This is a genomic window from Microvirga aerilata, from assembly GCF_016743775.1.
GTDB lineage: Bacteria > Pseudomonadota > Alphaproteobacteria > Rhizobiales > Beijerinckiaceae > Microvirga > Microvirga aerilata.
Map to the genome: position 1 here is coordinate 26,905 of NZ_JAEQMY010000022.1, position 18,964 is coordinate 45,868.

Here is an 18,964-nt window from a genome sequence, read left to right on the forward strand (position 1 = left end):
GGACATGGACAAAAGCCTGCTGTTTCGATTTACGCGCAACATCCATGGGAGGCGGGGGAAGTCAAGGCGGAAGGCTGAAATCGAGCCTGCGCGAAGGTGCTCCCTCCCCTGTGCGGGGTGGCGGCTGTGGGCTTGGTCCTGGCTTGTCTCGTGGGGCGAGGGAAGCGCGGGAGGCAAGGCTGCTTCGCTTCACTCCGGTGGAGCGGGCGAAGATCGGGTCGGGACGGGAGTTCCGCCCGGACGGGAAGCACCCTGCCTCCCGCGCACGGCTTTTCGGCCCTGAGCCTCGCGCTTCAGCCCATCAGGGACAAACCCTCAGAGAGCTTTGCGGCGCGTCATGTCGCGCAGCCCCGGGTGCGCCGGTGCCGGCGAGGCTTGGGAGATCGACGACGCCAGCCTGCCCGAACAGGCCTGCCGTCTCGTGCCTCCACTCAGAGCCCTGGCATGCGGAACCAGCGTCTTGTCCCACAGCGGCCAGAACCGCATCCCGCCCCCACAACCAACGCCTCGGGCGCGTCCCTCGTGAGGCAGGACGATAAAGATATGGCTCAGCTTAGGAGAATTGTCAAGAACAAATAGAGAACTAAACTTTATGGCTCTCCCGAGTTCAAGCGCCGAATTTCTGCAGGCCCTCTGCTCTAAGTTCGGCGGCGTGCTCTCTGCCGTGCTTTGTGGGATAGGCGGTTGAGCATCCCTGTGGACAGCGGTGGGACTGGGGGATGCTTTCGAAAGCGATAGACAGCGAATGTAACAACCTTCAATCTTCGGATGTGCAGTAACCCAGGAGGACACATGCACTTCGAGATTGATAAGAACTCACAGGGCCAGTACATCTGGAGGCTCAAGTCAAATAACGGCCGGACCTTTGCCGTTTCTGGGGAGTCCTATCACAACAAGGCCGACTGTGAACACGCTATCGGCCTCGTGAAGAGCGCTGTCCCTGACACGCTCGTGAAAGACCTCACGACTGGGGCTGGCATCCTGGGCGGCCTCTATGGCTTGAAAAAGATGTAACCTATCTCAACAGCCTCAGCCTCTCAGCGATGCTCTCTTCTATGTACAGGTTGGGGCGCCAATCTGGTAGGCGATCCTGGCGAGAGCGATGTACCCTCGCCAAGCCATTCGATCACTGCGAGCGGCAGCGACCGGTCTTGGTTGTCTCGCGGTCGCCGTCATCATAGTTGATGCCGATCGTCTCGCCGCCCAGTGACGCGATCTTCCCAGGATACCACTTTCCAGCGCCCTTGAAGTTGCACTCCACTCGACCGCCGATAGCCCAATTGTACGGCCTTACGGCACTGACGGAGAGGGTCTCCCGATCACCGTCGTCGTAAGCCACGGTGATGTTCTCACCGGATACTGCTTGGATGACGCCAGGATACCAGTAACCACCGCCCTTGTACTTGGCGAGAACCCAGTCGCCCTTGGATTGAGCGTGAGCCGAGCCCATGCCGGCGATCAGGCCCATCATGATGAGCCCGAGCTTATAAGAATTCTTCATACTATACTGCCCCCAGCAAGGCCGCAGGAGCGCGGCCAAGTTACCGGGTATAGAAACCTAACGTGAAGTTCAATGACGTTTGGGAATGCGAGCGCCTTATTGTGGCTGATACTTAACACTTCAAGTACAGCCGGGCGTTGGCCTCACTCTGATCTAACGCTCATTTGCGATCTCAACAGCCCCAGCCTCTCAGCAGTGCCAGCATGGTTGGCTAGGGACCTGTTACATTTCGAATGCTTGCTACTTGCAGCCACCAAAGAACTCCGCGCAGATCCCAAGGGTGAAACCAAGTGTCCAGAGGTACATCAGCGGAATGTAAAACAGGGCCATTGGGACCGTTAAAAAACGGGGCCTCAAATACGCGATAGCCGCTGCACCCAAAAGCAAAACTGGCAGCATGTAAAATCCATACCAGTTGAGCGGGAGCATCCACTTTGGCAGATTTCGAGAGACCGGGATCAAAAGAATAGACCACGCTAAAGGCAGCAGACCAAGGACCAAGGCCATGGCCACTCTGTACCTCGTGCTCATGAACTGGACCCACAGTTGCTCCTGGTTGTACTGGCAAGATAAATTCCAGCCAACCATCACGCAACTATGTTTCTTTTGAGGACCTCACCCCCACCTTTTGGCCATCCAGATGCGATCATGCCCTGGTGGCCGATCCTTCAGGCGGCCGATCTCGGCATAGCCCTGCTTCCGGTAGAATCCCTCCGCCTGGAACGTCGATGTGGTCAGCTGCGCGCCGATGGCCCCGTGTATCCGGGCGGCCTCCTCGGCCATGTCGAGAAGGCGGGAGCCGTAGCCTTGCCCGCGCAGGGCCTCATCGACCCAGAAATGGTCCACTTGCAGCCAGCACAGGGCGATAGCGCCCCTGATGCCGCCGCGCACCCGGTTGTCATTGTCCCGCAGGAGCAGGGTCAGAGGGATCCAGGGCAAGGCGCCGGTCCTCTCGAACAGATGAGCCCGCAAACCCGCCGTCACGTCCTCCGCGCCGGGCGGGCTGGGCTCCTCAAGAATCTCGTTCTGCAAGCGGTTGCCTTATGGTGCTGATGCCGGCCCTCGTACTGTTTTCTCGGAATTACTCCGATGGTTTAGGCCGCACCACCTTCCACCAGAACAGCCATGCACCACTGATCCCATACATGGCACACGAGGGAACGACCCACATGATGATCTCGACCAGTGAGCGCTGATCCGAAGCCTCGTGCGGCAGAAACAAGATGGGCACACTGAGGAGGGCTCCTGTCAGCGCACCGCAGGTGATGAAATAGACCAAACTTCTGGTATCCAAAGCTCTAGCCAAGGATATCGTCAGGAGGAAAAAGGGCGATACGGTCACGAAAGCAATGATCCAGCTGTACGCGCCGAAAAGAACCGACACGAGAGCGACCCCAGCAATTTCAGATAAGAATCCGATGCCGCTATGTGTTGCCCAAACATCAACGCCGAAATCGAGAGCGACAACGGCGGCGAAGGCTCCTGCCGCACCTGTGATGACCCAGTGGTATCCTGCCATTCTACCCATGCCAGACGACCTGTAGTCCTTAGATCCCGACGTGGGATTGAATTCATAACGTTTATGGGGCTCCGGGTGATCAAGCGCCAGTTGCAAAGGATATTATCGCTGTCGCTTCCAGCGGCATCCAGAGAGAATGAAAGCCCTCAGTTCCTCCTACTTTTCCAGTGCTTTTTTCCCTCTCTAATAGCCTCGAGATCCTTGCAGAACAAAGGGTGAAACCCCATATTCTTCCTATGGTTACCACCCTTGCAACATCCCTGTTGAAGCCGGCCCGGAACGCCCCTGTCGAGGAGCGGATCGAGGGCAATTGGCACGTCTATCCGCTGGAGGCGGCGCTGGAGCTCGACTATGTGGACCAGGCCGGCAACGCGACCCGGCGCTGGGTGCTGGCGCGCGAGCTGAAGGTGGGCCCCGGCAAGATGCTGCTGGGCGGCATCGACATCCTGCTGGACGACGGCTATCGCGGCTTCCGGGTCGACCGCATCCAGCGCCTTGAGGATGCGGAGACCGGGTTCGTGGTCGAGCACAACATCCTCGATTGGCTCATGAAGCTCGCCGAGCGGCAGGCCAAGGCCCGGAAGAAGCACATCGCCCGCACCCAAGCCAGCGCCTAAACCACGCCGGTCGACCCACGGCTGCGGCGGAACCGCCGGTTCGGCTCCGTCGCCCTCCCTTGCTCTTGTCCCGGCCCGGTCTTTCTGCAACATAGTGACATATTCATGTTGCATTGAGGCGATGGGTTGACCCAGCAATCCTTGTTCCGGCCGCAGGCCGTCATGGCGGCCACGGGCGAGCATTCGTCCGTGTCGCTGCCGATTGCGCCCATCTCCTGGCAGCTGCTCGGCGGTTTCATCGTCTCCTGCATTCTTGTCATCGTCGGCTTCCTCGGAACCGCCGAATATGCCCGCAAGGAAACCGCGAGCGGATCCCTCGTGGCAGCCGGCGGGGCGGTTCGCATCGGCCCGATGCGCGAGGGCGTGGTTACCCGGCTGATGGTCAAGGAAGGGGACCGGGTGGCGGCGGGACAGGCGCTTTTCACCGTCGCCTCACGCCAGGGGCTGGAGGCCGGCGGCACCCTCGACGGGGCGGTTCTCGCCGCGCTGGAGACCCAAGCCACGGTGCTCCAGGAACAGATCGCCGCAGATCCGGCCCGCATGGCCAACGAGATCCTGCGCCTGGATGCCACGATGGCCGCGGTGGCCGCGGAGCGGGACGCGCTCTCCGCCCAGCGCCGGCTCATGGTGGAGCGTGTGCAGGTGACGGAGGAGCGGCGCAACACCATCGCCCGCCTGAACCAGCAGGGGCACACCACCCGCGCTGCCCTTCAGGAGCAGGACGAGGCGGTGCTCACCCGCCGGCAGGAACTCGCCGAGATCGACCGGCAGATCGCGGCGACCGAGAAGGAGCTGGGCCAAGCCGAGCTCCAGCGCGAGCAGCTGCCGGTGCAGCAGGCCGAACGCCTGGCCCAGCTGCGCCTCAGCCTCGCGGACAAGGAGCGGCAGCGGGCCGAGGCGCAGGCGCAGCGAGCCCAGGTGATCGCGGCTCCCTTGGCGGGTCGCGTCACGGCGCTCCAGGCCGCTCCCGGCCAGATCGTCGATCCCCATAAGCCCCTTCTCACCCTTCTTCCCGACGGCGCGAGCCTTCTGGCGGAGCTGTTCGTGCCGAGCCGGGCCATCGGCTTCGTCGAGCCCGGCCAGCCCGTGCGGCTGATGGTCGACGCCTTTCCCTATCAGCGCTTCGGCACCCAGAAGGGCACGGTCGAGACCGTGTCGCAGGCGGTGCTCTCGCCCAACGAGGTGATCGGCAAGGTGGCGCTGTCCGAGCCGGCCTATCGGGTCACCGTGCGCCTCGACCGGCAGGATATCGACGCCTTCGGGCGGCGGGTCGCCCTCCAGCCCGACATGACCCTCAAGGCCGACATCGTCCTGGAGGGCCGCTCCCTCGTCGCTTGGCTCTTCGAGCCGCTCATCGGCGTCAGGGGGCGGATGTGAGGCTCTCCGCACAGCTCGATTTCTTCGGCGGGCCGCGCCTGCCGGCGATGATCCAGTCGGAAGCCGCCGAGTGCGGCCTCGCGTGCCTGGCCATGGTCGCGACCTTTCACGGGCGAGAGGTCGATCTCACAGCGCTGCGGCGCCTGTTCTCCGTCTCGCTCAAGGGCGTCACCCTCAAGGACGTGCTGGCCATGGGCCAGCGCCTGGGCATGACGGGTCGGGGCCTGCGGCTCGAGCCGGAGCAGCTGGGCGAGATCAAGCTGCCCTGCATCCTGCACTGGGACATGAACCACTTCGTGGTGCTGAAGACGGTGAGCGCCCGGACGGTGACGATCCACGACCCCGCCGTGGGCGTGCGTACCCTCACCCTGGACGAGGTTGGGCGCCACTTCACCGGGATCGCTCTGGAGCTGACCCCCACGGGCAGCTTCGAGCGCAGGAAGGAAACCTCGCGCCTGAGCCTCACGGCACTCTGGGGACGCATGCCTGGCATTAAGCGGGCGCTCGCTCAGGCGCTTGTGCTCTCGGCCGTGCTGCAACTGGTGGTGCTCGCCGCCCCCTTCTACATGCAGCTTGCGGTGGACGAGGCGGTGATGAAGGGCGATGGGGGCCTGCTCACCGCGCTGGCCCTGGGCTTCGGGCTCTTGACGCTCGTCCATATCGGGGCGGACTGGCTGCGCTCCCATGTGCTGCTGTTCTTGAGCGGCGCGCTTAATTTCCAGATGGGAGCGAACCTCTTCCACCATCTCGTGCGCCTGCCCCTGGCCTGGTTCGAGAAGCGGCATATCGGCGATCTCGTGTCGCGCTTCCGCTCGGCGGAGCCGATTCAGCGGCTGATCTCCGAAGGCCTGGTGGCGGCCCTTGTCGACGGCGTGATGGCGATCCTCACCCTGGTGATGATCCTGATCTACAGCCCCAAGCTGTCGGGCATCGTGCTTGCGGCGCTGGTGCTCTATGGGCTCCTGCGCTTTGCCCTCTACCGGGCCCTGCGCCAGCGTCAGGAGGAGATGATCGAGGCCGCCGCCAAGGAGCAGACCACCTTCATCGAGACCGCGCGGGCCATCCAGAGCATCAAGATCTTCGGACGCGAGGCCGACCGGGAGGCGCTCTGGCAGAACCGCTATGCGGACGAGATCAGCCGGGGCATCCGGCATGGCCGTTTCACCATCGGGTTCAAAACCGCCAACGACCTGATCTACGGGATCGAGAACGTGCTCGTGGTCTATCTCGGCGCCAGGGCCATCATGGCGGGCGAGCTTTCCATCGGCATGCTCTATGCCTTCATGGCCTACAAGGAGCAGTTCCTTTCCAAAGCCACCAACCTGATCGAGACCGGCATCCAGTATCGGATGCTCGACCTGCATCTCGACCGGCTCTCCGACATCGCGCTCGCCGAGCGGGAGCAGGACCGGCATGGGGAGAGCCTCGTGCCCCGCGAGGTCAGGGGCGCGGTGGAGCTCGAAGGGGTGAGCTTCCGCTATGCCGACACGGAGCCGGAGGTTCTGTCCGGCGCGAACCTCAAGGTCGAGGCCGGCGAGTTCGTGGCCGTCACCGGCCCCTCGGGCGGCGGCAAGACCACGCTCCTCAAGATCATGCTGGGCCTGTTCAAGCCCATGGAAGGCACCGTGCTCATCGACGGCACGCCCCTCGAGCATTTCGGCACCCGGGCCTTCCGCTCGCAGGTGGGCGTGGTGATGCAGGACGACCAGCTCCTGTCGGGATCCATCGCCGAGAACATCGGCTTCTTCGACGCGACCCTTGATCTCGACTGGATGCGCGCCTGCGCCGAAGCAGCCGGGATCGACGACGAGATCATGGCCATGCCCATGAACTACAACACGCTCATCGGCGACATGGGCACCACCCTGTCGGGCGGCCAGCGCCAGCGGGTGCTGCTCGCCCGCGCGCTCTACCGCCGCCCGCGCATCCTGTTCATGGACGAGGGCACCTCGAACCTCGACCTCGACAAGGAGCGGGAGGTGAACCGGGCGCTGGCGGAGCTGAAGATCACCCGCATCGTCATCGCCCATCGCCCGGAGACGATCCGCGCCGCCGACCGGATCGTGGTGCTGCGCGAAGGCCGGGTTTCCCCGCCCATGGACGGCGACGCGCTGGCCTTCACCGAGGCGGCCCGGCATACGACGGGCCTGAGCCGCGCATGAGCGGGTCGCGTGGAGCCAAGGGGCCACAGGATGCGCCGTTTGAACAAGGGAGCATCGGATGGACCCCAAAAAGTGCAAACCCACTTCCGGGTCCGATGCACGAGACGAAAAAGGCGCGGCCTTGAAAAGCCGCGCCCCTGTTGCCGGCGATCCGGTTCAACGCGGGAGGCGCTCAAGGCCGAGACCTTCGCGCCTCCGTCGCGCCACCGGAGCGATCAGCAGCCTGAGTAAACGATGATCCGGCGACCGCCTGCAACCGCAGCGAGATCCTTCTCGCTGAGCTCGACGATCACCTTCTTGTCTTTCTTCTCAGTCTTGGTCTGCGTCTTCTTCATGAAGACCTCCCCACCCTTCGGGTGTTGTTGAAGTACCAATCCCTGGCCCTCCGGCCAGTGATACATAATAACAATATATCGGGTCAGGGAGTCAACAGGCGGCGTTTTACCTTACCTCGAGCAATCGGGGGATCCCTCGACGACGGACTCGCGGGCCTCTTCGGGATGGGTTATGTACGCTTCATGGACCTGATCACCTCCACCGAAGCCCTGGCAGCCGCCTGCGCCCGCCTCAGCCAGCATCCGTTCGTCACAGTCGATACGGAGTTCCTGCGCGAGACCACCTATTATCCCAAGCTCTGCCTGATCCAGATGGCAGGGCCGGACCCTTCGGACGCCTGCCTCATCGACCCGCTGGCCGAGGGCCTGAGCCTGGAGCCGTTCATGGCGCTGATGGGCGACAGGAACGTGGTCAAGGTCTTCCACTCCGCCCGGCAGGACCTGGAGATCGTCTGGAACTTAGGGGGCATCGTGCCCGAGCCCCTGTTCGACACCCAGGTCGCCGCCATGGTCTGCGGCTATGGGGACTCCGTGTCCTACGAGCAGCTCTCCAACGACCTCGCCAAGGCGAAGATCGACAAGTCCTCCCGCTTCACCGACTGGTCGCGCCGCCCCTTGAGCGATGCGCAGCTCACCTATGCGCTCTCCGACGTCACCCATCTGGTGAAGGTCTACGAGGCCCTGGTGGCCCAGCTCCAGGAGAACGGCAGGCTCGACTGGCTGAACGAGGAGATGGCGATCCTCAGCTCGCCCGAAACCTACCAGGCCGATCCTGCCAATGCGTGGCGCCGCCTCGCCGGGCGCTTGCGAAAGCCGAAGGAGATCGCGGTTCTCATGGAAGTCGCCGCCTGGCGCGAGCGCGAGGCCCAGAACCGCGACGTGCCCCGCGGCCGCATTCTCAAGGACGACGCGGTCATCGACATCGCCACCTCGGCGCCGCGCAGCGTGGAGGCCCTGGGACGCCTGCGCTCGATCCCCAACGGCTTCGAGCGCTCCCGCACCGGCGGCGACATCCTGGAAGCCGTCGAGCGCGCTCTCGCCCGCGATCCTGCCACGATCCCGACCCCTGAGCGCAGCCGGGGCCGCAACAACACCGGCTCGGTGGTGGACCTCCTGAAGGTCCTGCTCAAGGCGGTGGCCGAGCAGGAGGGCGTGGCGCCCAAGATCATCGCCACCGTCGAGGAGCTGGAGGCCATCGCCGAGAGCGACGATGCCGACGTGCCGTCGCTTCACGGCTGGCGGCGCAAGCTGTTCGGCGATAAGGCCATCGCTCTCAAGAACGGACAGCTCGGGCTGGTTCTGGAGCGCGGGAGGGTGAGGTTGCGGGAGATTGCGGCGACCTAGCGCATCGTGCGGAAAAGTGGCTCCGGTTTTCCGCTCGAACGATGCGCCAGCCAAGAGAAGCATCGGACCCAAAAGTGGAATCCACTTTTGGGTCCGATGCTCTAAGGTTTATCCCGAAGTACTCCTGCTCACCGTCATGGCCGGGCTCGTCCCGGCCATCCACGTCTTCGCTATCGGAGCGAATAATGCATCCGCACCTCCACCGTCATCCCGGGGCCACTTCAGTGGAGCCCGGGATCCATATCCGCTGACGCTGCCGGAAGAGGCGCGACGCTGCTCGCCGTTCTGGAGATGTCGCGGTTATGGATCCCCGCCTGCGTGGGGATGACAGTGGAGGATGTGGCGCTGGAAGACGTGGATCGCCGGAACAAGTCCGGGCATGAAGGGAGGGAAATACCGCCGTTAAAGCAGCCCTTTGAGCCGCAGCAGCCCCAGAGCCGCCACCGTCGCCGCATCCTTGATCGTGCCGTTCAGGACCATCGCCAACACCTCCTCCAAGGAAAAAGCCCGGCTCACCATGTCCTGCTCCGACTGCTCGCGATCAGCCTCTCCAAGCCTCAGTCCCTGGGCGAGGTAGATGTGGAAGCCCTGCGTCGAGTAGCCGTAGCACTCGAATAAATAACCTGCATGCAGCATGGTCTCGGCCGCAAGCCCCGTTTCCTCCCGCAGCTCGGCTCTTGCCAGCGCCAGCGGATCGGTGCCGGGAGCCTCCTCCCATGAGCCCTGCGGCAGCTCCCAATAGCGGCCCTGCACCGGATACCGGTATTGCTCCACCAGATGGATCATGCCGTTGTCGACCGGCGCGATCACCGCGAAATCGGCCTTCTCGACGACGCCATAGATGCCGGGCGCCCCGTCACGACGCTCGATGGCGTCCTCGCGCACGCGCATCCAGCGGTTCTCATAGACGATCCGGCTCGAAAGCGTCTTGATGTCCGGCGGCATGGGGCTCCTCATGAGTATGGCCGGGCGTGAGCCCGGCCATTGCGATGGAAAACGGTTCTGGACGGAAACAGCGTTACCGCCCGAAGATGCCCTTGAAGAACTGGGCCATCTTGTTGTGCTTCTTCTTGCGGTCCACGTCGGCCTGGCTCTTCACCCAGGCGATCTGCACCACGCGGCGCTCGCCGGCGAAGGGCAGATGGCCGTGCCAGGAATTGTCCGAACGCAGGAAGGCGAACATGGTGCCCATGGTGGGGGGCACTTCGAGCTTGTAGCGGTCGTAGTTCTTCTCGTCATAGAGAACCCGCAGGCGGCCGCCCTCGTCCTGCTGCCACTCGTCGTTCATGTAGACCAGCATGGTCATGACCTTGGACGGGCCGTCCGTATGGATGGCGCCGTATTTGGGCTGCGACTTCTTCATGATGGTAGTCAGGCGCGGATACTGGTGGAGGTTGAGCCCGAACTTCTGGGACAGCTCCTCGGTCAGCTCGGGGCCTTCCAGCTCGTCGATGAGCTGCTTGAAGCGTCCATGGAGCTTGACTTCGTCCACCGTCAGGTAGCCGGGCTTGTCGATGGCCGGGAAATCGCGCCGCAGCTCGTCGATCTTGTCCTGCTTCAGAAGCTTCGACGCGAGAACGTAATTGTAAGGTTCGCTGGAGCGCTCGGCATTGCGAACGGCTGTCAGGTCGATCAATTCCATAACTATCCCCAAAGGCTAAGTTGCCCGCCTCGTGACGGCCAAAGTACCGAAGTCCTTTGTCGTGTAAACCCTGACGGCGCAAAGGGACAGGGCCGATGGCGCCCTCCTGCCTCGACCCACGCCGTTCGTCAGATGAATTCGATCACCGGCGCCATGTTGAGGAGCTTGCCGAGGGACCGGAGGCGACCGGTGAGGCGTTCGTTGGCGAGCGGCTCCATATGGGCCGGCAATTGCAGGACGACCTGATTGCCCCGGGCCAGCAGCGGCGCCTGCGGCAGGACGCCCTCCATGGCAACAGAGACCGGGTAGGCGATCCGCATCAGGGCTGCGAGCAGACGGGCGCGCTCCAGGAGCTTCGTGCCCGCGAGCGTCTTGATGCGCGAGCTGACCTTGTCGGGGGAGAGCCCCTCGTGCCGGAAGAAGATCGAGAGCGCCAGATAGGCCCGGCCCGGGTGGTCGAGCCCCGCGAAGGCCCCGTAGGCGATGAGGTTGAGGCTCTGCTCGCCCCGGTAATCGGGATGCGCGCGCCAGCCGATATCGGCGAGCAGGCAGGCCGCCCGGCGCAGGCGCGTGTCGCTCTGCGTTTCGGGCAGGTTCAGGCTGCGGATAAACGCTTCCGTCCACCCGCACAGCTCTTCCCCATGGCGGGGAGAGCGGGAGCGCAAGAGGTTGAGATCGCTGGCAGCCGCGAGGAGCGGATCGCGCTCGCGCGTCTGCAGGTCGAGCTTGTCGAAGAGAACGCCCTCGCGCACGCCGAAAGCGGAGATCGCGACCTCTTTCGGCTCCCCGAGGCGGATAATCTCCTCCAGCAGGATCGCCCCATAGGCGAGCAGGGGCCGGCGGGCCTCGGACACGCTCTCGATGTCCTTCAGGGTCTTGGAGTCGGCCTCTTCCACGAGATGCAGGAAGTCGAGACCGTCCTCCGGATCGATGATGTAGCCGTGCATCACGTGCAGCGGATAATCCCGCGCCGCCTGGTGCAGCCGCGCCAGGGCGCGCCATGTGCCGCCAACGGCGTAGAAGGTGCGCCCATGCAGGTTTTCGAGGTATTCGGGGGCACGCTGCAGGGCGTCGCGCACGATCCGCTGCGCCTTCTTCAGGGAGCCGCCGCTCACGTCCTGGAGGGCCAGGCCGCCGAGCGGCATGGTGATCCCCTGCCCCACCCGCGAGCCCTTCACGTCCACCAGCTCCAGGCTGCCGCCGCCCATGTCGCCCACGATGCCGTCCGGCTCATAGAATCCGGCGATGACGCCGAGCGCCGAGGACCGCGCCTCCTCCGCGCCCGAGAGCAGGCTGATCGGCCGGCCGCAGGCGCGCGCCGCGGCCTCCAGGAAGGCGGGCCCGTTGGAGGCGTCGCGCGCCGCGGCCGTGGCCAGCACGAACACCTCGGATACGTTCATCGTGTCGCACAGCACCCGGAACCGGGCGAGCGCCCGCAGGGCCCGGTCGACCGCCTCGTCGTCCAGGCGGCCGGTGGTGGCCACATGGCGTCCGAGGCCGCAGAGAACCTTCTCGTTGTAGATGGGGGTCACGGCCCTGGTCAGGCCCTCATAGGCCACGAGGCGGACCGAGTTCGATCCGATGTCGATGATGGCGACGGGGCGGCCGATCTTGAGCCGGCCTTGGGCCTCGCGGTTGATATGCTGCATGTCAGCGCTGCCCGCGTTTTGCGAGCGCCTTGGGGCTGGAGGTTTTGAGGGATTTGCCACGGCCCGACAGACTCGGATTTGTCATGAAATACTTGTGAGCATTGAATGGTTCCTCGCCCTTGGCCGGCACCACCCGCTGACTCGTGCCGTCGGGTAATACCGTCCAGCTCTGCTCGTTGTCGAGAAGGTTGGCGAGCATGATCTGGTCCAGCACCTGCTGGTGAACGGTCGGGTTGACGATGGGCATGAGCGCCTCGACGCGCCGGTCGAGATTGCGCGACATGAGATCGGCGGACGAGATGTACACATGGGCCTTCGGATTGGGAAAGCCATGCCCGTTGCCGAAGGCATAGATCCGGGTGTGCTCCAGGAAGCGCCCGACGATGGACTTGACCCGAATGTTCTCCGACAGGCCCTTGATGCCGGGCCTGAGGCAGCAGATGCCGCGCACGATGAGGTCGATCTGCACGCCGGCCGCGGACGCATCGTAGAGCGCATCGATGATGTCGGGATCGACGAGCGAGTTGCACTTGCCCCAGATCGCGCCCGGCCGCCCCGCCTTGGCGTGCGCCACCTCCTCGTCGATGTGCTGGAGCAGGCGCTTCCGCAAGGTCAGCGGCGACACGGCCATGCGCTCCAGCTCCGCCGGCTCCGCGTATCCCGTCACGTAGTTGAAGATGCGCGACACGTCCCGCCCGATCACCGGATCGGCCGTGAAGTAGGACAGGTCCGTATAGATGCGGGCCGTGATCGGGTGGTAGTTGCCCGTGCCCACATGGCAGTAGGTGATGAGCTGGCTGCCTTCGCGGCGCACCACCATGGACAGCTTGGCATGGGTCTTCAGCTCGATGAAGCCGAACACAACCTGCGCGCCGGCCCGCTCCAGGTCGCGCGCCCAGCGGATGTTGGCCTCCTCGTCGAAGCGGGCCTTCAGCTCCACCAGGGCCGTGACGGATTTGCCCGCCTCCGCCGCCTCGGCCAGCGCCGCCACGATGGGCGAGTCGGACGAGGTGCGGTAGAGCGTCTGCTTGATCGCCACCACGTTCGGGTCCCCGGCGGCCTGGCGCAGGAACTGCACCACCGCGTCGAAGGACTCGTAAGGATGGTGGACGATGATGTCCTTCTCGCGGATCGCCGCGAAGCAATCGCCGCTGTGCTCGCGGATGCGCTCGGGGAAGCGCGGGTTGTAGGGCTTGAACTTGAGGTCGGGCCGCTCGAGCGCCACGAGCTGGGACAGATCCCGCAGGCCCATCATGCCCTCGACCACGAAGACCTCGTCCTCGGAAACCTCCGATTCCTCAGCCACGAAGAGGCGCAGGTCCTCCGGCATGGCGGCTTCGACCTCCAGGCGGATCACGCTGCCGCGGCGGCGCTGCTTCAGGGCCGTCTCGAACAGGCGCACCAAATCCTCGGCTTCCTCCTCCACCTCGATGTCGGAGTCGCGGATTACCCGGAAGGCGCCCTGCCCCTGCACGTCGTAGCCCGGGAACAGGCGGCTCGTGTAGAGCACGATCATCTGCTCGAGCGCGATGAAGCGGATCGAGCCGGTCTCGGCGAAATCCGGCAGGCGGATGAAGCGCTCGGCCCTGACCGGCAGGCGGATGAGGGCGTTGAGCACCTTGCCGTCGCTCTGGCGAACCAGTTTCAGGGCGATCGAGGATCCGAGATTGGGAATGAACGGGAATGGATGCGCCGGGTCGATGGCAAGCGGCGTCAGCACCGGGAAGACATGGTTGAGAAAGTAGTCCTCGAGCCAGGACGCCTCGGACTTCGTCAGCCCTGCTCCCTCGATAAGGACGATGCCCTCCCCCTGGATCGTCTCGCGCAGCTCGCGCCAGCGCCGCTGCTGATCGGAGGCAAGGTTGGAGACCGCGACCGAGATCCTCGCAAGCTGCTCCTGCGGCGAGAGCCCGTCCTGCGAGGTGGTGGCCACGCCGGAACGCACCTGGCCCCGCAGGCCCGCAACGCGCACCATGAAGAACTCGTCGAGGTTCTCGGCCGAGATCGACAGGAAGCGCAGCTGCTCCAGCAGGGGATGATTGCGGTTCGACGCCTCTTCCAGCACGCGCCGGTTGAACTGGAGCCAGGACAGCTCCCGGTTGATGAAGCGCTGAGGGAACTGCCGCAGCACCGCCCCGTCCAGATCGATATCGGGCGGAGCCTTCGGCAGGGGCGCCTCGCTGACGGTCTCAAGCTCCTTCAAAGCGTTCGCGCTACGCACCTCGATCTCCGCCGTTTCCTTCTTCGGCGTCCGTTTTGCTTTGAGCTTCGTGACAGCTTCACGACGGCTCAGGGCTGGGGCGTTGGTATCGGGCTTCACTCGTTTTCATCCGTTTCCTGCGCGGCGCCAAGGATCTCCGCCGCAATCGCCCGCGACACGCGCCGGCCCCGGCTCAGGGCCTCCCTGTCGAGGAGACCCACAAACTCGGATGCCTTTGCCAGCGATCGTTCGATCCTCAGGGCAATATAGTCGACAACGGAGGTATCGACCACGAGTTGCCTGTCCACGAACAGCTTCACCAGAACGGCCTTGAGCAGGGCGTCGTCCGGAGCCTCCAGGGATACGCTCGGCGCGAGCCGCAGGCGCGACAGGAGATCGGGGGTCCGCAAGCCCCAGCGGTCGGGCGGGATTTCGCAGGTGATGAGGAGCGAGGCCTTCTTCTCCCGCGCGAGGTTCAGGAGATGGAACAGGGCCGCCTCGTCCCTCTCTCCCCGGTCCATGTCCTCGATGGCGAGCGCCCCGTTCGAGACCAGGTGGGGAACCTTGTCGTGGGTGATCCCGGAGGCATCGACCGTCCAGGCGCGGGCGTTCGTGGCCCAGATCGAGGCCAGATGGCTCTTGCCGCTGCCGCGCGGGCCCACGAGCAGCAGGATGGTATCGGGCCAGTCCGGCCAGTTCTCGATGAGGCCGTAGGCCTGCTCGTTGGACGGGCTGACGAGAAAATCCTCCGCGCCGAACCGGGGATCGAGGGGGAGGTCGAAGGCGAGCTGCTTGGGGGTCTCACGCATTGATATCGGCCTTCTGCTCGGCCTCGACCCGGGGTTTGAGGATCACCGGGTCGGCGCCGCGATAGAGCGGGCTTGCCAGATACTGGCGCAGGGCAAAGCGCGCGATGACCCCGATGGCGGCGGCGAGCGGCACCGCCAGGAGCAGGCCGACGAAGCCGAACAGGGCCCCGAATGCCACGAGGGCGAACATGAGCCAGACCGGGTGCAGGCCCACGGATTCGCCCACGAGCTTCGGCGACAGGATGTTGCCCTCGACGAACTGGCCGAAGATGAAGATGCCCAGCGTCGCGGCGATCATGGTCCAGTCCGGCCAGAACTGCACGATGGCGACGCCCACGGAGAGGATGAGGCCGGTGAGCGAGCCCACATAGGGAATGAAGCTCAAGATGCCGGCCGTCATGCCGATCAGCCCGCCGAAGTTGAGCCCGATCAGGGCGAGGCTCACCGCATAGAAGGTGCCGAGGATGAGGCAGACCAGCGCCTGTCCGCGGACGAATCCCGCGATCGCCCGGTCGATGTCGCGGGCGATGTTGCGGATCGTGTCCCGGTGGCGCATGGGCATCCAGGAATCGACCGTGCGCACCATGCGGTCCCAGTCGACGAGCATGTAGAAGGCCACCACAGGCGTCACCACCAGCAGGGAGAAGATGCCGATCAGGGCCTGCCCGCCGGACCACAGCCCCTGCAGGAAGGTGGTCATCCAGGCGATGCCCTGGCTGATGAGGTTGCCGACGGAAGGGGGCGCTGCCGGCAGCACCTCCTCGATGCCGAGCCTTCGGATCAACGGGCCCAGCTGCTCGGCGCCCAGCTCCTGAAGCCTCGTGACGTAGCCCGGCAGCCTTTCGACGAAGGCCCCCACCTGCTGCGCCGCGAAAGGCACCAGGACCACCAGGGCGAGAATGAAAACCAGGACGAACAGAACCAGGATCAGAAGGCTGGCGCCGAGGCGCCCGATGCCCACCTTCTGCAGCCGGTCGGCCAGGGGGTCGAGGAGATATGCCAGCGCGAAGCCCGCCACGAAGGGCAGGAGGATGCCCCGCAGCACGAACAGCAGCAGCACCGCGACGACCAGCGCCGCAATCCAGAACCCGATCTGCCGTTGGACCGTCATCGGCTCTCCTATCAGCTTTCGGCCTTCAGCCCGTCATATGCCGCAGCCAGCCTCCGAGATAGGCACCGGCAGAGGCTACGGTCAAGGCAGCCACCAGCGCCATGGCGATATCCTCCAGCCCCGCAAGCTCCGCCCCGAAGGCATTGGCGGCGAGCGCGAAGGCCGCGAAGGCGATCTGGGCTCCCGTATTGAGCTTGCTCACGAGGAGCGGCTTGATCTCGACCGGCCGGCTCATGACCCAGGACAGGAGCACGGCGGCCACGATCATCACGTCCCGGGACACCACGACGATGGCGAGCCAGCCTGGGATCGCGCCAGAGACGGCGAGCGTCACATAGATCGACACCAGGAGCGCCTTGTCGGCGATGGGATCGATATAGGCTCCGAATTCGCTCCTCATGTCGAACCGGCGGGCGATGAACCCGTCGACGGCATCCGAGATCCCGGCCACCACGAACAGCACGAACGCCGCCGCCCACCGCTGCTGCATGATCGTGACGATCACGATGGGAACGATGATGAGGCGCCCGATGGTGATGATGTTCGGAATGGTCATCGGGGTGATGATGGTCGCTTGAGGGGCGGAGTTCAATCGGATGGGTGGGGATAACGGCCGACGATGACGTGGGAGGGTGTCATTCCCGGCCGGAGCGCAGCGGAGGGGAAGGGAATCCATCGTGCTGAGACTGAGAGTGGGATCCCCTTCCCTCACTTCGTTCGCCGGGGATGACACCACGGATACGATCTCGGGACTTTGCTCTCAGTGTCATTCCCGGCCGGAAGCGGCAGAGCCGCTGGAGGGGAAGGGAATCCATACCACTGCGCATGTGGGTGGATCCCCTTCCCGGTCCTGCGGACCGCCGGGGATGACACCGCTGGAATCCTCCTCCGTCGCTCAAATCCCCTTGCCTCCCGCCCCCTCTCGCCTTACTGCCCCCTCAACACGGGGTGAGCCATGACGACCGAGAAGCAGACGAACGGCCTGACCTATGCCCAAGCGGGCGTCGACATCGACGCGGGCAACGCCATGGTCGACCAGATCAAGCCCCTGGTGCGCTCGACGCGCCGGCCCGGGGCCGATGCTGAGATCGGCGGCTTCGGCGGGCTCTTCGACCTCAAGGCCGCAGGCTTCAAGGACCCGATCCTGGTGGCGGCCAATGACGGGGTCGGCACCAAGGTGAAGATCGCCATCGACACCGGCATCCACGACACCATCGGCATCGACCTCGTGGCCATGTGCGTGAACGACATCATCGTGCAGGGCGCCGAGCCCCTGTTCTTCCTCGACTATTTCGCCACCGGAAAGCTCTCGCCGGAGGTCGGCGTGCATATCGTCAAGGGCATCGCCGAGGGCTGCGTCCAGGCGGGCTGCGCGCTGATCGGCGGCGAGACCGCCGAGATGCCGGGGCTCTACGCCAAGGGCGACTATGATCTCGCGGGCTTCGCCGTGGGGGCGGCCGAGCGCGGCACCCTGCTGCCGAAGGATGTGAAGGTGGGAGACGTGCTCATCGGCCTGCCCTCCTCGGGCGTCCATTCCAACGGCTTCTCCCTGGTGCGTCGGATCGTCGAGCATTCGGGCCTCGCCTGGGATGCGCCCGCCCCCTTTGCAGAAGGACAAACCCTCGCACAAGCCCTGCTGGAGCCGACCCGGATCTACGTGAAGGCGCTCCTGGAGGCGCTGAAAGGCGGCGACGGCATCAACGCGCTCTGCCACATCACCGGCGGCGGCTTCCCGGACAATATCCCGCGCGTTCTGCCGGACGGCATCGGCGTGCGCCTCGACCTCGATGCCATTGCCGCTCCGCCCGTGTTCGGCTGGCTGGCCAAGACCGGCGGCGTGGCCGGGGCCGAGATGCTGCGCACCTTCAACTGCGGCATCGGCATGATCGTGGTGGCAGGCGCCGATCAGGCGGACGCCGTGATGGAGCGCCTGCGCCAAGCGGGCGAGCGCCCGGTGCGGATCGGCGAGACCGTCGCCCATGCGGGCGGCGAGCGCGTGCAGACCGCAGGGTCCTTGAAGCTCTGATGTCGCGCCGCCGCGTCGCCATCCTGATCTCGGGCCGCGGCTCAAACATGCTGTGGCTGATCGAGGCGGCGAACGCGCCGGGTTTCCCGGCCGAAATCGCGCTCGTGCTCTCCAACCGCCCCGATGCGGAAGGCCTCACGCGGGCGAAGGACGCCGGGATCGCGACGCTTGCCGTCGACCACAAGAACTATCCCACCCGCGAGAGCTTCGAGCAGGCCCTCGACGCGGCTCTGGTCGCGCACGACATCGCCTTCATCTGCCTTGCGGGCTTCATGCGCGTGCTCACGGACTGGTTCGTGGAACGCTGGGCCGGCCGGATGATCAACATCCACCCGTCCCTCCTGCCCCTGTTCCGGGGCACGCACACCCATCGAAGGGCCCTGGAAGAAGGCGTTCTGGTTCATGGCTGCACGGTGCATTTCGTGGTGCCGGAGCTGGATGCGGGCCCGATCATCGCCCAGGCCGTGGTGCCGGTGGTGCCGGGCGACACGCAGGAGAGCCTCGCCGCCCGCGTGATCGTGCAGGAGCACCGGCTTTATCCGCAGGCGCTGAGAATGATCTGCGACGGGACGGCTCGCCTGGAGAATGGGCGGGTGGTGTTTGCGCAGGGCTGGGATGCGGGCGGGGCGCTGCACGTACCGGCTCATGCGGAGCGTGCCGTATCGGAATGAC

General features: G+C 64.9%; 17 protein-coding genes. 7 read left to right on the top strand and 10 right to left on the bottom strand.

Translation table 11 applies throughout. From position 1 onward, the window contains the following. Window positions 1-792: 792 nt before the first annotated feature. Window positions 793-1,014, top strand: a complete 222-nt coding sequence (locus tag JKG68_RS15845; RefSeq protein WP_202061272.1) for a YegP family protein — start codon at window positions 793-795, stop codon at window positions 1,012-1,014. A 112-nt stretch (window positions 1,015-1,126) separates the two neighbouring features. Here the strand turns inward: JKG68_RS15845 and JKG68_RS15850 are convergent, their stop codons facing one another. The 3 genes from JKG68_RS15850 to JKG68_RS15860 form a co-directional block, all read right to left on the bottom strand. Further along, a complete protein-coding gene (locus JKG68_RS15850; RefSeq protein WP_202061274.1) occupies window positions 1,127-1,501 on the bottom strand; it encodes a tudor domain-containing protein in 375 nt (124 codons plus the stop codon). 615 nt (window positions 1,502-2,116) lie between these two features. After that, complete coding sequence (locus tag JKG68_RS15855) at window positions 2,117-2,533, bottom strand: GNAT family N-acetyltransferase (RefSeq protein WP_202061276.1); 417 nt, start codon at window positions 2,531-2,533, stop codon at window positions 2,117-2,119. Window positions 2,534-2,582: 49 nt separating this feature from the next. Continuing rightward, entirely contained in the window at window positions 2,583-3,020 is a 438-nt protein-coding gene (locus JKG68_RS15860) for a hypothetical protein (RefSeq protein WP_202061278.1), read from the bottom strand. A gap of 236 nt (window positions 3,021-3,256) precedes the next feature. Here JKG68_RS15860 and JKG68_RS15865 point away from each other — a divergent pair, with 236 nt between their 5' ends. The 4 genes from JKG68_RS15865 (at window position 3,257) to rnd (ending at window position 8,855) form a co-directional block, all read left to right on the top strand. Next, on the top strand, window positions 3,257-3,637 hold the full coding sequence (locus JKG68_RS15865) for a hypothetical protein (protein ID WP_202061280.1): 381 nt from the start codon (window positions 3,257-3,259) through the stop codon (window positions 3,635-3,637). Between the two features lie 126 nt (window positions 3,638-3,763). Continuing rightward, window positions 3,764-5,014 carry a beta-barrel domain-containing protein gene (locus tag JKG68_RS15870; RefSeq protein WP_202061289.1) on the top strand — a complete coding sequence of 417 codons (1,251 nt, stop codon included), beginning with the start codon at window positions 3,764-3,766 and terminating at the stop codon, window positions 5,012-5,014. Further along, complete coding sequence (locus JKG68_RS15875) at window positions 5,011-7,176, top strand: peptidase domain-containing ABC transporter (protein ID WP_202061291.1); 2,166 nt, start codon at window positions 5,011-5,013, stop codon at window positions 7,174-7,176. The genes JKG68_RS15870 and JKG68_RS15875 overlap by 4 nt, the downstream gene beginning before the upstream one ends. A 518-nt stretch (window positions 7,177-7,694) precedes the next feature. Beyond that, the gene (gene rnd, locus JKG68_RS15880) at window positions 7,695-8,855 is read left to right on the top strand and encodes a ribonuclease D (protein ID WP_202061293.1); all 1,161 of its coding nucleotides are present in this window, start codon (window positions 7,695-7,697) and stop codon (window positions 8,853-8,855) included. Window positions 8,856-9,257: 402 nt separating this feature from the next. Here the strand turns inward: rnd and JKG68_RS15885 are convergent, their stop codons facing one another. From JKG68_RS15885 to JKG68_RS15915, 7 genes are all read right to left on the bottom strand, one after another. Further along, window positions 9,258-9,800 (bottom strand): NUDIX domain-containing protein, encoded by a 543-nt coding sequence (locus JKG68_RS15885; RefSeq protein WP_246515485.1) that lies wholly within the window; start codon window positions 9,798-9,800, stop codon window positions 9,258-9,260. Between the two features lie 73 nt (window positions 9,801-9,873). After that, window positions 9,874-10,497 (bottom strand): 2OG-Fe(II) oxygenase, encoded by a 624-nt coding sequence (locus tag JKG68_RS15890; RefSeq protein ID WP_202061295.1) that lies wholly within the window; start codon window positions 10,495-10,497, stop codon window positions 9,874-9,876. Window positions 10,498-10,625: 128 nt separating this feature from the next. Further along, complete coding sequence (gene ppx, locus JKG68_RS15895) at window positions 10,626-12,146, bottom strand: exopolyphosphatase (protein WP_202061297.1); 1,521 nt, start codon at window positions 12,144-12,146, stop codon at window positions 10,626-10,628. 1 nt (window position 12,147) lies between these two features. Further along, window positions 12,148-14,466: an RNA degradosome polyphosphate kinase gene (locus JKG68_RS15900; RefSeq protein WP_202061299.1), complete on the bottom strand. Its 2,319-nt coding sequence runs from the start codon at window positions 14,464-14,466 to the stop codon at window positions 12,148-12,150. Then, window positions 14,463-15,155, bottom strand: a complete 693-nt coding sequence (locus tag JKG68_RS15905) for a P-loop NTPase family protein (RefSeq protein ID WP_202061300.1) — start codon at window positions 15,153-15,155, stop codon at window positions 14,463-14,465. Before JKG68_RS15905 ends, JKG68_RS15900 begins: the two co-directional genes overlap by 4 nt. Next, window positions 15,148-16,266, bottom strand: coding sequence for an AI-2E family transporter (locus JKG68_RS15910; RefSeq protein WP_202061302.1), 1,119 nt, complete (start codon window positions 16,264-16,266; stop codon window positions 15,148-15,150). The genes JKG68_RS15905 and JKG68_RS15910 overlap by 8 nt, the downstream gene beginning before the upstream one ends. Before the next feature lie 25 nt (window positions 16,267-16,291). Then, entirely contained in the window at window positions 16,292-16,822 is a 531-nt protein-coding gene (locus tag JKG68_RS15915) for a CDP-alcohol phosphatidyltransferase family protein (RefSeq protein ID WP_202061304.1), read from the bottom strand. A 399-nt stretch (window positions 16,823-17,221) separates the two neighbouring features. Here JKG68_RS15915 and purM point away from each other — a divergent pair, with 399 nt between their 5' ends. Further along, window positions 17,222-18,292 (top strand): phosphoribosylformylglycinamidine cyclo-ligase, encoded by a 1,071-nt coding sequence (gene purM, locus JKG68_RS15920; protein ID WP_202061306.1) that lies wholly within the window; start codon window positions 17,222-17,224, stop codon window positions 18,290-18,292. Further along, on the top strand, window positions 18,292-18,963 hold the full coding sequence (gene purN, locus JKG68_RS15925) for a phosphoribosylglycinamide formyltransferase (RefSeq protein WP_202061309.1): 672 nt from the start codon (window positions 18,292-18,294) through the stop codon (window positions 18,961-18,963). The genes purM and purN overlap by 1 nt, the downstream gene beginning before the upstream one ends. The last annotated feature ends 1 nt before the right edge of the window (window position 18,964 follow it).